This is a genomic window from Pseudomonas spelaei, from assembly GCF_009724245.1.
In the GTDB taxonomy this organism is placed as follows: Bacteria; Pseudomonadota; Gammaproteobacteria; order Pseudomonadales; family Pseudomonadaceae; genus Aquipseudomonas; species Aquipseudomonas spelaei.
The window spans coordinates 50,606-64,954 of the sequence record NZ_WNNK01000019.1 but is presented as its reverse complement, the minus strand read 5'-3'; the positions used below and the strand labels follow the sequence as shown (position 1 = coordinate 64,954).

13 protein-coding genes and 1 riboswitch are annotated in these 14,349 nt (G+C 61.3%); of the genes, 3 read left to right on the top strand and 10 right to left on the bottom strand.

Translation table 11 applies throughout. From position 1 onward, the window contains the following. Positions 1-15 precede the first annotated feature (15 nt). The 6 genes from uca to GNF76_RS20775 form a co-directional block, all read right to left on the bottom strand. Entirely contained in the window at positions 16-3,621 is a 3,606-nt protein-coding gene (gene uca, locus GNF76_RS20800; protein ID WP_155584994.1) for an urea carboxylase, read from the bottom strand. A 291-nt stretch (positions 3,622-3,912) separates the two neighbouring features. Next, complete coding sequence (locus GNF76_RS20795) at positions 3,913-4,545, bottom strand: urea amidolyase associated protein UAAP2 (protein WP_155584993.1); 633 nt, start codon at positions 4,543-4,545, stop codon at positions 3,913-3,915. A gap of 9 nt (positions 4,546-4,554) precedes the next feature. Continuing rightward, positions 4,555-5,280, bottom strand: a complete 726-nt coding sequence (locus GNF76_RS20790; RefSeq protein WP_155584992.1) for an urea amidolyase associated protein UAAP1 — start codon at positions 5,278-5,280, stop codon at positions 4,555-4,557. Beyond that, complete coding sequence (locus GNF76_RS20785) at positions 5,277-6,038, bottom strand: ABC transporter ATP-binding protein (RefSeq protein ID WP_155584991.1); 762 nt, start codon at positions 6,036-6,038, stop codon at positions 5,277-5,279. The genes GNF76_RS20790 and GNF76_RS20785 overlap by 4 nt, the downstream gene beginning before the upstream one ends. After that, positions 6,035-6,850 carry an ABC transporter permease gene (locus GNF76_RS20780; RefSeq protein WP_155584990.1) on the bottom strand — a complete coding sequence of 272 codons (816 nt, stop codon included), beginning with the start codon at positions 6,848-6,850 and terminating at the stop codon, positions 6,035-6,037. Before GNF76_RS20780 ends, GNF76_RS20785 begins: the two co-directional genes overlap by 4 nt. A 12-nt stretch (positions 6,851-6,862) precedes the next feature. Then, positions 6,863-7,930, bottom strand: a complete 1,068-nt coding sequence (locus GNF76_RS20775; protein WP_155584989.1) for a putative urea ABC transporter substrate-binding protein — start codon at positions 7,928-7,930, stop codon at positions 6,863-6,865. Positions 7,931-7,991: 61 nt separating this feature from the next. Next, positions 7,992-8,092: riboswitch (guanidine-I (ykkC/yxkD leader) on the bottom strand. Positions 8,093-8,407: 315 nt separating this feature from the next. Here GNF76_RS20775 and GNF76_RS20770 point away from each other — a divergent pair. After that, positions 8,408-8,770: a hypothetical protein gene (locus GNF76_RS20770; protein ID WP_155584988.1), complete on the top strand. Its 363-nt coding sequence runs from the start codon at positions 8,408-8,410 to the stop codon at positions 8,768-8,770. Positions 8,771-8,911: 141 nt separating this feature from the next. Continuing rightward, the gene (locus GNF76_RS20765; RefSeq protein ID WP_246211950.1) at positions 8,912-9,358 is read left to right on the top strand and encodes a DUF3757 domain-containing protein; all 447 of its coding nucleotides are present in this window, start codon (positions 8,912-8,914) and stop codon (positions 9,356-9,358) included. 13 nt (positions 9,359-9,371) lie between these two features. On the opposite strand, the gene GNF76_RS20760 is transcribed toward GNF76_RS20765, so the two are convergent. Beyond that, positions 9,372-10,484 (bottom strand): enoyl-CoA hydratase/isomerase family protein, encoded by a 1,113-nt coding sequence (locus tag GNF76_RS20760; RefSeq protein WP_155584987.1) that lies wholly within the window; start codon positions 10,482-10,484, stop codon positions 9,372-9,374. Between the two features lie 135 nt (positions 10,485-10,619). Here GNF76_RS20760 and ung point away from each other — a divergent pair, with 135 nt between their 5' ends. Then, positions 10,620-11,312: a uracil-DNA glycosylase gene (ung, locus tag GNF76_RS20755; RefSeq protein WP_155584986.1), complete on the top strand. Its 693-nt coding sequence runs from the start codon at positions 10,620-10,622 to the stop codon at positions 11,310-11,312. Between the two features lie 31 nt (positions 11,313-11,343). Here the strand turns inward: ung and GNF76_RS20750 are convergent, their stop codons facing one another. The 3 genes from GNF76_RS20750 to GNF76_RS20740 are packed head-to-tail and all read right to left on the bottom strand — an operon-like array spanning position 11,344 to position 14,348. Beyond that, on the bottom strand, positions 11,344-12,381 hold the full coding sequence (locus GNF76_RS20750; RefSeq protein ID WP_155584985.1) for an AbrB family transcriptional regulator: 1,038 nt from the start codon (positions 12,379-12,381) through the stop codon (positions 11,344-11,346). After that, the gene (locus GNF76_RS20745; protein WP_155584984.1) at positions 12,374-13,888 is read right to left on the bottom strand and encodes a tripartite tricarboxylate transporter permease; all 1,515 of its coding nucleotides are present in this window, start codon (positions 13,886-13,888) and stop codon (positions 12,374-12,376) included. Before GNF76_RS20745 ends, GNF76_RS20750 begins: the two co-directional genes overlap by 8 nt. 1 nt (position 13,889) lies before the next feature. Next, positions 13,890-14,348: a tripartite tricarboxylate transporter TctB family protein gene (locus GNF76_RS20740; protein WP_155584983.1), complete on the bottom strand. Its 459-nt coding sequence runs from the start codon at positions 14,346-14,348 to the stop codon at positions 13,890-13,892. Position 14,349: the final 1 nt, after the last annotated feature.

Below are 14,349 nucleotides of genomic sequence, written 5' to 3'. Positions count from 1 at the left end.
GTAGAAAAAGAGAGATCAGTCACGTTCCAGCACCACCACTCGCTGACCGGCGCCGATGCTGCTGCCGGGTTGCACAGGGATTTCCTGCACGGTGCCGGCGAACGGTGCGAGCACTGGAATTTCCATCTTCATCGACTCCAGAACCACCAGCACGCTGCCTGCCTCGACACGTTTGCCAGTGCTCACCTGGACCTGCCATAGGTTGCCGGCGATAGGGCTGTCGATGCTGTATTGATTGGCCTGCAATGGGGTGTCTTCAGCCAGGGGCGCTACGAGCTCCTCACTGTCGAAATGCGCCTGGCCGCTGGCGATCCAGCGCTCGCGTTCGGCGTTGAATGCCCGCTGTTGTTGCGCTCGAAAGTCGCCAATGCTCTGGGCTTCCTGGGCGAGAAACGTCTGATAATCCGCCAGGTTCAACTGGCTGTGTTCGATGCTCAATTCAAAACGCCCCAGCGGGAAGTCCCGACGAATCTGCACCAGCTCTTCGGCGCTGACCGGATAAAACCGGATCTGGTCGAAGAAACGCAGCAACCACGGTTTGCCATCGAACGCGGGCACTTCCCGGTAGCGATTCCACATCTGCAACGTGCGCCCGACGAACTGATAACCGCCGGGACCTTCCATGCCGTAGACGCACAGGTAGGCACCGCCGATGCCCACTGAGTTCTCGGCAGTCCAGGTGCGCGCCGGGTTGTATTTGGTGGTCACTAAACGATGGCGCGGGTCCAGTGGCGTGGCCACTGGTGCGCCGAGGTAGACGTCGCCCAGGCCCATCACCAGGTAGCTGGCGTCGAACACGGTGTGGCGTACTTCATCGAGGCTGGCCAGGTCATTGATGCGGCGGATGAACTCCAGGTTGCTCGGGCACCAGGGCGCGTCCTTGCGCACGGTGGTCATGTATTTTTCGATCGCCAGTTGGCAAGCGGGATCGTCCCAGGACAGCGGCAGGTGGACTATACGAGAGGGCACTTGCAGGTTTTGGGTGGCGCATACGGCGTGCCATTCACGGGTGATCAGCGGTAGCAGGTCGGCGAGGGGCAGTTGTTCGGGCTGGTAGTGGATTTGCAGGGAGCGGATGCCGGGTGTCAGGTCGATGACGCCATGCAGGGCACGGGCCTCCAGGGCTTGCATCAGGGCATGGGCGCGAAAGCGCAGGACCAGGTCGAGTTCGGGGGCGCCGATTTCCAGGAGCAGATGGGTGTCGCCGGCGAGGCGGGCGATGAGGCGGGTGTCCGCCTGGCCGATGTCCAGAATGATCGGCGATACCCATGTTTGAGGTTGGTCGGAAGACCGAGGTGATGCCATCGCGGGCAAGCCCGGCTCCCACAGGATCTTGGTGCCAGATTGATCCCAGTTCAGGGCGAGGTCGCGGGCGCTCTTGAGGTCGACCGGGGTGAACATGATCTTGTCGCCCGCTTTGAGCTGGCCCAATTGCCACAGGTCTGCCTCGATTATCGTCACCGGGCACACAAATCCACCGAGGCTCGGGCCGTCGGGGCCGAGGATCACCGGCATGTCCCCGGTAAAATCCACCGCCCCAATTGCGTAGGGATTGTCATGAATATTGGAGGGGTGCAGTCCCGCTTCTCCACCGTCCGTACGTGCCCATAAAGGCTTCGGTCCGATCAGCCTGACGCCGGTGCGACTGGAGTTGAAATGCACTTCCCACTGGGTGGCGAAGAAGGTGTCGATGTATTCCGGCTTGAAGTATTCCGGCGCGCCGTGAGGGCCGTAGATCACTCTCAGCGTGCGCACGTCGGCAAGCGGCTCAGGTTCCAACGTTTGACCGGCACTGACATCCACCAGCGGCTTCAGATGCAACACATCACCCGCCCGCAGAGCCCGCCCGCCGTGACCACCAAACTGGCCGAGGGTGAAGGTGCTTTTGCTGCCCAGATAGTCCGGCACTTGCAGGCCGCCGCGCAGGCACAGATAGCTGCGTGCACCTGCGCCAGGGATAGTGCCCAGGCTCAAGGTGGCGCCGGCGGGGATCAGCAACGCAGTGTTCATCGACACGGTTTGATCGTTCAACCGCAGCGGGATCTGCGCTCCGGTGATCGCCACCACTGCTGTGCAATTGAAGCGCAATAACGGCCCGCTCATGGTGATTTCCAGCGCGGCCGCGCCGTCCTCGTTACCCAGCAATCGGTTGCCCAACCGCAGCGCACGGCTGTCCATCGGGCCCGACGGCGGCACGCCGACGGCCCAGTAACCCAGGCGCCCCGGATAGTCTTGAACACTGGTTTGCGTACCGGCGCTGAGCACTTCAAACGTCTCGGCACGGTAGGCCAGACCCTCCAGGCAGCGAGTCCATGGCTGGCCGCTGGCGAAGGGCGCCGCCAGCAGAATCTGCCGCAGGTAATCGCGATTGGTTTCCACGCCGTACAACTGGCTGTCGCTCAGGGCTTGATGCAAATCCAGGCGCGCCTGTTCGCGGGTGGGCGCCCAGGTGATGAGCTTGGCGAGCATCGGGTCGAAATAGGGTGGGATCTCACAACCGGCTTCGACCCATGTGTCGATCCGCAGGCCATCGGCGCAAGGGAAATCCACGCAGGTCAAAAGTCCCGGGCTTGGCTGAAAATCCCGGCCCGGATCTTCAGCATAGAGGCGAGCCTGAATCGCATGGCCCTGAGGTTTGAGCACCAACTCGTGCAATGGCGGCAACTCCCCGGCTGCCAATTGCACCATCCAGCGCACCAGGTCCACACCCCAGACCTGCTCGGTCACACCATGCTCCACCTGCAGCCGGGTGTTCACTTCGAGAAAATAGAAGCGCCCATCAGCACTGTCAAAGATAAATTCCACGGTGCCGGCGCTGCGGTAGTTCACGGCTTTGGCCAGGGTGATCGCAGCCACACATAACTCATCGGCCATGCCCGGCGGCAGGTTCGGTGCGGGGGTTTCTTCGAGGACTTTCTGATTGCGCCGCTGCACCGAACAGTCGCGTACGCCGAGGGCAATCACCTCGCCAAAACCATCGCCAAACACCTGCACTTCCAGATGCCGAGCGTGTTGGATGTACTTCTCGATAAACACACCGGCGTCGCTGAAATTGTTCTGCCCCAGGCGTTTGACCGCTTCGAAGGACTCGCTCAATTCAACGGCGCTATGGCACACCCGCATACCGATACCACCACCGCCGGCCGTGCTTTTGAGCATGATCGGATAGCCCACGCGTTCTGCGGCCAGCAAGGCTGCGTCGAGGCTGTTGAGCAGTTCGGTGCCTTCCAATAGTGGGAGGTTGTGCTGCTTGGCCAACGCGCGCGCGGTGTGCTTGAGACCGAACACTTGCAGCTGTTCCGGTGTGGGGCCGACGAAGGCTATGCCCACGTTTTCGCAGGCTTGGGCAAAGGCCGCATTTTCCGAGAGAAAGCCGTAGCCGGGATGAATCGCGCCGGCGCCACAGGCCTTGGCGGTGGCGAGGATTTTCTCTACCGACAGATAGGTGCCAGCCGCTGGACCATCGCCCAGGCTATAAGCCTCGTTGGCCTGCTGGATATGCAAGCTGGTGGCATCGGCTTCGGAATACACGGCGACGCCTTTGACCTGCAGGTCGCGCAAGGTGCGCAGGATTCGGCAGGCGATGGCGCCACGGTTGGCGATCAACAGTTTTTCGAACATGGCAAAACCCCGCAGGCCGATGTGTGCTCAGCCTTGTCCTGGGATGCGGGCCGTCCCGCAAAATGGGGTGAGCGCGACGGTCGTCCGTGGCGCAGATTACGGATCCGATGCAGACCCTTGTGGGAGTCGGGCTTGCCCGCGATGGCGGCGTGCCAGGCGATAGAGTTATTGGCTGATGCACCGCCATCGCAGGCAAGCCAGCTCCCACAGTTGATCTCTATTGCTTTCGGATGCATTGCCCGCTTCTGGCCTGGCACAGGGCGAACAACCATTTGCGCAAACGCTTGATCTTCAGTTCCATACCAGCAGCTCCGCAGGTGTCGGGTTGTAGGCATTGCACGGATTGTTCAATTGCGGACAGTTGGAGATCAGCACGATCACGTCCATCTCGGCCCGCAGGTCGACGTACTTGCCCGGTGCGGAAATGCCGTCCTCAAAGGTCAGTCCACCGTCCGTCGTGACCGGCACATTCATGAAGAAGTTGATGTTCGGACCGATGTCGCTTTTGCCCAGCCGCCCGTCGTGGGCGCAGGCCCGCAGGTAGTTGTCGCGGCAGCTGTGCATGTAGCGTTTTTCCAGGGCGTAGCGCACGGTGTTGCTCTCTTGGGCGCAGGCGCCGCCGAGGGTGTCGTGGCGGCCGCAGGTGTCGTCGACGAGGGTCAACATCGGCTGGCCGAGGTTGGAATACAGCACGCTGCCGGTGCTCAGGTACACGTTGTTTTGCCGGCGCAGGGTGCGTTGCACGTCATAGCGTTCCCTGGGGTTTTTCAGGCTGTAGAACAAGGTGTCGACGGCCTGGTTGCCCTCAAGGTCGAGGATGCGCAAGGTCTGGCCGGTCTTGACCTCCATCAGCCACGGTTCGCCGGCGGGGATGGTTGCGCGGTAGATCGCGGCGTCAGGTTGTTTGGCGAGTGCGATAGACATGAAAGGTCCTCAGGCGAACAGACGGTCAGTGTTGATAAAACCGCGCTCGTTTTCCGGGCGCGAAGTGCGGCAGTGCTCGGCGACGCTGGCGTCGGCGTTCATCCAGCTCAACTTTAGCGGTTGCGGGGCGTATTCGGGGTTGGGGTCCATGGGATGTTGCAGGGCGGTGAGCACCACCAGCGTGTCCATCGGCGCGTAGAGTTCGATGTAGTCGCCGGCACTCGAATTGCCCGCTACGAAGTGCAGGACGCCTGCCTCATCCACCGTGACTTTGCTGAACAGGTTGAGGGTCATCAGCAGGTCCGAGAGGCCCAGGCCCCACTTGCCGAGCTCCACCAGCAGGTTGTCGGTGCCGTTGCGATAGAAGCCGTTGCGGCGCTCCTGGAAGCGACCCTGGCCGTATTTCTCGGCGACCTCCGAGGCACACAACACGCCACCGATGCTGTCGCTCCAGCCGCAGGTGTCGGCGGTGATGGCGGCCAGCACGCGGCCCATGTCCGAGTACAGGCAATGGCCGGTGGTGAGCTTGGCGGTGTGTTGGCATTTGAGGCTGTCGGGCAGGTTCAGCCGTTCGGTTTTTTCATTGGCGTTGAGCAGCGTCAGGCTGACATTGGCGCCGCCGCGCAGGTCGGTCAGGCGCAGCAGTTGGCCGCGCTTGAGGACGAAGGAACGGTGGCCGCCGCCGGGCAGCGTTTCTTCGGCGAACGGGGGGAACAATTGGGTTGAGGCGGTCATTTTGAAAGGGCTCCAAGTTCGTCGAGGGCTTTGCGGCGGTCGCTGTTCAAAGGGATGTCGTAGGTGATGCGCGCGCCATAGGCGCCCGGGGCGTGCGGGTCGAGGCGCACCTTGTCGAACACCAGCAAACGGGTGCCCAGGCTGAAGCCTTCGCTGAGGTCGTGGGTGACCATGAACACCGTCAGCCGGGTCTCGCGCCACAGCTCCAGCAACAGCTGGTGCATGTCTTTGCGAATACCCGGGTCGAGGGCGCCGAAGGGTTCGTCCAGCAGCAACACTCGGGGCTTCATGATCAGGGCCTGGGCGATGGCCAGCCGTTGTTGCATGCCGCCGGAAAGTTGCGCCGGGTACTTGTCCAGGGCGTGGCCCAGGCCGACTTTCTGGAGCAGGGCGGCGGCGTGTTCTCGTGCTTGTTTTCTGGCGTTGCCGAACAGCCGCCCAAGTAACGCTGAACGGGGTAATTCAAGGCCCAGGGTGACGTTGTCCAGCACCGTCAAATGGGGGAATACCGAGTAGCGCTGGAACACCACGCCACGGCTGGCATCGGGCTCGGCGGCGAGGGGTTTACCGTCCAGCAGGATTTCGCCTCGACTGGCTGTTTCCTGGCCCAGCAGCAAGCGCAGGAAGGTCGACTTGCCGCAACCCGACGTGCCGACCAACGTGCAGAACTCCCCCTCGGCGACCTGCAGGTTGAGTCCTTCCAGTACCACTTGTTCGCCATAGCGTTGCCACACATTACTGACGCTGATAAAGCTCATGCCCGCGCTCCTTCATACCAGGGAAACGCACGTCGGGTCAGGGCCTTGAGACCCCAGTCCATCAACCAGGCCAGCAGGGTGATCCACACCACGTACGGCAGGATTACATCCATCGCCAGGTAGCGGCGCACCAGGAAGATCCGGTAACCCAGGCCGTCGGTGGAGGCGATGGCTTCGGCGGCGATCAGAAACAACCACGCCGACCCCAGCATCAGGCGCAGAGAGATCAGCAGCCGTGGCAGCAATTGCGGCAGCACTACCCGCAACATTAGTGTCCAGGTCGAGGCGCCGAGGGTTTGCGCCTTGACCAGCAGCTCGACGGGAATTTCCCGTGCCCGCTGTTCCAGGTCGCGGGCCAGGCAAGGGGTGATGCCAATGACGATCAGCATCACTTTCGATAACTCCCCTAAGCCAAACACGATGAACAGAATCGGCAGGATCGCCAGCGGCGGTACCATCGACAACACGGTCAGCAGCGGTGACAACGGTGCGCCGAACAGCGGCAGCGTACCGGCAGCGATGCCCAGGCACAGGCCGGCGAGGGCGCTGATACCCAGGCCGATAGCCAGGCGGCGCAGGCTGGAAGCGCTGTCTTGCCACAACAGGTATTCGCCGGTGCGCGTATCGGCGGTGAAGGCCAGGCGTTTCACCGCGTCGCCCATTTGCACGGCGCTGGGCAGCAGTTTGTCGTTGGGGTTGTCTGCCAGGCGCTCGGCCGAGCCCACAAAGTAGGCAAACAGCAGCAAGGCGAACGGCAGCAGCACCAACAGCAGGCGGCTGGAGCGATCCGGATGACGGTTGATCAGGCGCATGGCCGGGTCCTCTTACAGCTTGCCGTCGGCGGCCATCTGCACGTAGCTGGGGTCGAAGTGCAGCTTGAGGTTGGCGGTGTCGCCGCTGGTCACGCCGTTGGCGAAGCTCATGCCCACGGCGCTGGTGTCCCGGGCGCCTTCGCCGAGCAGTCCGTGCTGGAAAGAGAACTCGGCGACTTTGCGCATGGTCGCCGGCAGCTGCGCACTGGTAGCGAAGTCGAGCGCTTCCTTGGGCGTGGCGAACAGCTTGGTGGTGTCCAGTTGCGACTGGAAACCCTTGAGGTCGGTGCCGGACGCCTTGGCCATGTGTTCGAGGGCGGCGATGCTGGCGGCAGTCTTGGCGTTCATCAGCGCGACGACTTCAAACCAGGCTCCGGTCAGCGCCTTGCCCAGGGCCGGGTTGTCCCTGAGGGTCTGGGTGTTGACCACCATCATGTCCATGATTTCGCCGGGCACTTTGCTGGAATCGAACACTTGGGTAACGCCAGGCTTGGTCTTGATCTCCGAGAGCATCGGGTTCCAGGTGGTGACGGCCTTGACCTGGTCGGTGTTGAAGGCGGCGGCGATGTCGGCGTCAGAGGTGTTGACCACTTTCAGGTCTTTTTCGGTGAGGTCGGCCGATTCCAGCGCGCGGGCCAGCAGGTAGTGGGAGACCGAGAGTTCCACCAAATTGACGTTCATGCCCTTGAGGTCGGCGACGGTCTTGCCGGTGCCCTTGATCACCACGCCATCGTTGCCGTTGGAGAAGTCACTGACCACCAGTGCGGTGCTGTCGACGCCACCGGCGGCAGGGATGGTCAGGGCATCCATGTTGGTCATGGTGCAGCCATCGAACTGACCGGCGGTGTATTGGTTGATGGATTCGACGTAGTCATTGAGCTGCACCACGTCGATCTTGATGCCGTACTTCTTCGCCCACTTGTCGAGGATGCCTTGGCTGCCGGCGTACTCCCAGGGCATCCAGCCGGCATAAATGGTCCAGCACACGCTGAAATGGTCTTTGGGGGCAGCCTGGGCCTGGAAGCTCACCAGGGCGGCGAAGGCGACGGCGAGCAGGGCGGGCAAACGTATCGAAGGCATGGATGCTTCTCCAGTTGATCATGGGCGAGCAGGAGCAACGCGGCACCGTGAACGGTGGCTTGTCTCCCGGGCTTTTATCCCGCCGTGTAACCTCAACTGGAGGTCGCCAACTCTCGGACCAGCCACTCGCTTAAGCGAGCCGGAACCCTAGTCGGCCATTGCAAATTGTGGTGCCGCGAACCTGTGATGACTCTTGCACGGGAAGAGGTAAAGCGAGAGTCGTGCCAAGTGCTGGAGAGTCAGGTTTTTTGGGGGTTGCGAGAGGGGGATGGGGGCTGACAGGGAAGTGCCGTGCTTTTTGCTGGTGCGCGATTGCACTGCAATGAGGCGATGTGTGTGTCGGACTAGATGTATCAATCTATGTCCAAATCGCACCAGATTCAGTTTTTGATGTCAGATGTTTCGTCAGTCAGTGAAAGCTGATTGCCGCCTCCCAGCGTCGCTGGTGTGTGCTCTTTCGCGGTCCAGGAGGCCGCCATGTATCGTCGACTGCTTCTCATCGCTTTGCTCGGCCTGACCCTTTCTGCCTGTGTGCCCTATTACGACGGAGGCGGGAGCTACTACCGTTCCGAGGTCTATACCTCGCCGGCGCCGGTCTATTACAACGGTTACTACGGCGGTGGTCCGACCTACTACCGGCGTGGCTACTATGCACCGGCACCGCGTTACTATTCGCCGCGTTATTACCAGCCGGCACCTCGCTATTACCCGGCGGGACCCCGGGCCGGTTACCGCCCTTACCACAACCAGGGTTGGGGTGATCATTGGGGCAATGGTGGCCGTGGCCGGGGGGATGGCCGAGGCGGTGACCACGGTGGAGGCCGTGGCGGGCACCGGTAGTCAGTTTTCATTTGAAGCGGCGCTTGATGCGCCGCTTTTTTGTGGGCGCTGTATATCCGTACTGTCAGATTTCACAGCTATCTTAAGGCCGTGGATTGTAGTCCCCTGTAGGAAAGGGGTTACCGAACTGACCGTAGGTTGATGGAACTCACGATGACAACGCGGATGGTGTGCTTGTTTTGCCTGGTGCTGATGTGCACCACTCAAGCGATGGCGCGGCAAGGTTGCCCTTATCCGTCGTCGGTCAAATACATTGAGGGTGCTTTTCAAGCAGTCGGTGCTCGTCTGCTTTGGAAAAGCCCAAAGATGAGGACTCAGGATTTCATCGACAGGTTTGTAGGCGCCATCTTTGTGCCCGGTGATGGGCAAGAGCGCAAGAACGGCTACCTGGAAAAATGTATCTATCTGACAAACAGGGGTCGCCCCGTGACCTTGAGGTATGGCATGGAGGAAGATGTTCTGAACATGTCGCTGGTCGATACGACTTACTGGCAGCCCGCCACTGATGCGTTCGGCCTGGCCATCTATACCTGTGACGACCGTCAGCCGGACAACTGTTCGTTCACGGTCGATGAATCCCGGCGCTGATCTGTTCCAATGCTCAATAGTCAGATAAATCCGCCAGCGGGTGCCGTCCTTCCCACACCTTGTGAAAATGGGCCTCCACCACCGCCTCCGGAATAGCGTTGATATTCGGCCAATGCCAATGAGGCTGTTGGTCCTTGTCGATCAACCGCGCCCGAACGCCTTCGCTGAACTCCGGATGCCGGCAGCAGTTAAGGCTCATGGTGTACTCCATCTGGAACACCTGGGCCAGGGACAGATTCCGCGCCCGCTGGATCTGCTCCCACACCAGGTGTGCGGTCAGCGGGCAGCCTTCGCTCATCGTCTTGCCCGCACGGCTGAATAGCGGGTCGGCGTGTTCGCGCAGTTGGGTCAAGGCGCGCCAGGCACAGCGCACATCGCTGACATCCAGCCATTCGTCGATCTGCGTGCGGCGTGGCAGCCACTGGGCTTCAGGTAACTGGTTGCGGGCTTCCTGAGCCAGGGCCTTGAGCAGACTGTTGAGCTGCATCGCGGTTTGCTCCTGCCAGTTCAATTGCAGCAGGCCATCGAGCAGTTCGTCCTGTTGTTCGTCGCGCAAGAAACGGTCGGCAAGTCCCAGGTCCAGCGCGTCGCGACCATTCATCTGGGCACCGGTGAGGCCGAGGAACAAACCGAGCTTACCGGGCAGGCGCGACAGGAACCCACTGGCACCGACGTCCGGATACAGGCCGATGCTGATTTCCGGCATGGCCAGGCGGCTGCTTGGCGTAACAATGCGCACCGAGGCACTTTGCAGCAAACCCATGCCGCCGCCCAGCACATAACCATGGCCCCAGCAGATCAGTGGTTTGGGGTAGGTGTGCAAGCGATAGTCGAGTCGGTATTCGGCCGCAAAAAACTGTTCGGCCAGGGGCGGCACTTCGCCGGGTTGCTCACGGCAGGCCTGCACCAGGCTGCGCACTTCACCCCCGGCACAAAACGCCTTGGGGCCGTTGCCGCGCAACAGCACACAGACGATCTGCGGGTCTTTGGCCCAGGCATCAAGGCGTTCGGCCAGGGCCAGGATCATGGGCAGGGAGAGGGCGTTGAGGGACTTTTCAGCATCCAGGCTGGCGATGCCGATGCGAGCGCCGTCTGTGCCGGTCAGTTCTTCGAAGTGCAGGTTCATCGCGACCTCAATCGATTAATTGAACGTTCAGTATGATCCCATCGTGGGAAAATGCCGCTTCTGCGTCAGATCAATTGACAAGCAGAGTAGGCTTTCCTAGGGTTCGCCTCATTCTTTTGACTAGATGATGCAACCATGACCACTGACGACCGTATCAAACTCGAACCCAGCTGGAAACACGCCCTGCGGGATGAGTTCGACCAGCCGTACATGGCCCAGTTGCGCGAGTTCCTGCGCCAGGAACACGCAGCCGGCAAGGAAATCTACCCACCGGGCCCGATGATCTTCAATGCACTCAATTCCACGCCGCTGGACAAGGTCAAGGTGGTGATCCTCGGCCAGGATCCGTACCACGGCCCGGGCCAGGCCCACGGCTTGTGCTTCTCGGTGCAACCCGGCGTGCCGGCGCCACCGTCCCTGGTCAATATCTATAAAGAGCTCAAGCGCGACCTGAACATCGACATTCCCAACCACGGTTACCTGCAAAGCTGGGCCGACCAGGGCGTGCTGATGCTCAACACCACCATGACCGTAGAGCGGGCCAACGCCAATGCGCATGCGGGCAAGGGCTGGCAGTTCTTTACCGATCGGATTATCGAAGTGGTCAGCGCGCATCAGCCTCATCTGGTGTTCCTGCTGTGGGGCGCCCATGCCCAGGGCAAGCAGAAACTGGTGGATGCCACCAAGCACCTGGTGTTGACGTCGGTGCACCCGTCACCGTTGTCGGCGTATCGCGGGTTTATTGGGTGCGGGCATTTCAGCCGCACCAATAAGTTTCTTGAGCAGAATGGCGAGACGCCGATTGAGTGGCGGTTGCCGGCGGTGTGAGAAGAGGCTTTGTGGGCGCTGTGTTACGGCTTTAAATTTTTTCCGGCTGCCTGTTCCAATGCCTGAACAACGGCTCCGCCAGAAACAACACAAACAACAAGCGCATCACCTGCATCGCGGTCACCAACGGCACCGACAGTTGCAGGGTTTCTGCCGTCAGGCTCATCTCGGCAATGCCGCCGGGCATCATGCCCAGGGTCAGCGAGCGTAGATCCAGGTGGGTCAGGGCGCTCAGGCCCACGGCCGCGAGCGCTGCGATCAACATGGTCAGGGCCGTGCCGATCAAGGTGCGGCCCATGAACAACGGGGCGCGGCGAAAGAATTGTCGGTTGAAGTGGCAACCCAGGCCGCTGCCGATCAACCACTGGCCGATCTGGCTACCGCCGTCGGGTAGGCCGATATGCAAATCCCAGGTGATGCTGACGATAGCGCTGACCAGCAACGGCCCGAATAACCACGGGTTTGGCTGGCGCAAGCGTTGCCAGCCCCAGGCAACTAATCCGCCAGCGGGAAATAACAGTGCCAGCCAGGCCCAGTTGACGGTTGCCGGATGAAGTTGTGGAGCACCTTCCCCCAGCAAATATTTGAACGCTGCAGGTACGCATAGCACCACCACCAGCACCCGCAAGCTTTGCCCCGCCGCAACGCGGCTGAGCACTGCGCCATTGCGAGCGCCGAGGTTGACCATCTCGCCGGAGCCGCCCGGCATGCTGGAGAAAAACGCGGTGGCACGGTCTTCGCCACTGCGGCGCATCAACCACACGCCGACAATGCTCGACAAGCTGGTCACCAGCGCGCCAAAGAAGATCAAGCCAAAGTGGCTCATGACCTGCTCGATCACTATTGGGGTGAAGTGCAGGCCGATACCAATGCCGACCACCCATTGGCCGCATTTGCGTCCGCCGGGGATTTCCGCCAGTTGCCAGGGTGTCAGGCAGCGCACCAGGATGATCGCCAGCAACGAGCCGACCATCCACGGCAGCGGCCAGCCGATCTGGCTGGCGAGGTAACCCCCCAGCAGACCGACCAGCGGGGTTCCCCACCACTGTTTAAAGGTGACCTCAGACATCAGCCACGGCACGACGCTGCAGCGAACGCTTGCGGTAGATCCGCACGAGCGGGAACAGCAGCATCAACGCCGTCAGTACCCACACACCAAAGGTGATCGGGCTCGACCAGAGGATTTGCAGTTCGCCGTTGGAGATCGACAGCGCACGGCGCAGGTTCTGTTCCATCAGGCCGCCGAGGATAAAGCCCAGCAGGACCGGCGACAGCGGGAAATCCAGCTTGCGCAGGATGTAGCCGAAGATGCCGATGCCGATCATCAGGAACAGGTCGAAGGTGGTGGCGTGAACGGCGTAGACGCCAATCGCGGTGATGATGGCGATCACCGGCACCAGCGCCCAGTTCGGCACCGCAAGGATGCGGGTGAAGATGCGGATCATCGGGATGTTGAGGATCACCAGCATGATGTTGGCGATAAACAACGAAGCGATCAGGCCCCAGACGATGTCTGGTTGTTGTTGGAACAACAGCGGCCCCGGCGTGATGTTGTACAGCGACAGTGCGCCGATCATCACCGCCGTGGTGCCCGAACCCGGTACGCCCAGGGTCAGCATCGGTACCAGTGCGCCGCACGCGGCGGCACCGATGGCGGTTTCAGGGGCAGCCAGGCCGCGTTTGTCACCTTTACCGAATTCACCACTGGCGCCGGCGATACGTTTCTCGGTCATGTAGGCCACGGCGCTGGCCAGTGTCGCACCGGCACCTGGCAATACGCCCATGATGAAGCCCAGCAGGCCACAACGAATGTTCACCACGAACACCGACGCCGCTTCTTTGAAGTTGAACATCATGCGGCCGGTGGCTTTCACCGCTTCCTGGCCATGGTGGGTTTTTTCCAGCAGCAACAGGATTTCACTGATGGAGAACAGGCCCAGCACCAGCACCACGAATTGGATGCCGTCGGTCAGGTGGATGTTGTCGCCGGTAAAGCGGTACACGCCGCTGTTGGCGTCGATACCCACCGCTGACAGAAACAGGCCGATCAACGCCGCGACAAAGGTTTTCAATGGCTTGTCGCCGGCCATGCCACCCAGGCAAACGATGGCGAATACCATCAGTACGAAATATTCCGCAGGCCCGAAAGCAATCGCCCATTTCGCCAGCAGGGGAGCGAACAGCACCATGCCGCAGGTGGCGATAAACGCACCGATGAACGAACTCCAGGCCGACAGCGACAAGGCCACACCGGCCAGGCCTTTACGGGCCATCGGATAGCCGTCGAGGGTGGTCATCACCGTGGAGGCTTCACCTGGAATGTTCAGCAGGATCGAGCTGATCCGGCCGCCGTATTCGCAGCCGAGGTAGACGGCCGCCAGCAGGATCAAGGCCGACTCAGGCGGCAGCCCGAGGGCGAAAGCGATGGGGATCAGCAGTGCCACGCCGTTGATCGGGCCCAAGCCCGGCAGCAGGCCGACCACGGTGCCGATCAAGGTGCCGCACAGTGCGGTGATCAGGTTATAGGGGGTCAGCGCGACGCCGAAACCCTGGCCCAAATAGCCAAGCGTATCCATATCAGTTCTCCAAAACGTCGAGCAGGCCGAGGGGCAGTGGCACGTCCATGGCCTTATCGAACAGCAGATAAAGGCCGACGCTCATCAAGGTGATGATCACCACGCTGGGCAGCCAGCGGCCGCCATATAGCCGTGCCATCGGAATACCGATCAACATGCTGCTGAGAATGAAACCCAGGGGTTCGAAGGTGCCGGCAAACACCAGCAGCAGTGCCACGCAGATGCCGATCTTGATCAGCGTTGCACGGTCCAACGGGGGTTCGTCATCGCTGTGCTTGGTCGGTTGTGGGCGAAACAGCATGTAGATCAACGCCAGGCTCATCAGCCCGAGCATCAGTAATGGGTACGCCCGGGGGCCGACGGGCTCGTAGGAAAACGACGCCTGATATGGCCAGGCCATCAGTGCCAGGCCGGCACAGGCCAGCAATAGCACAGCAGCGAAAATGCGTTGTAAGAGCATG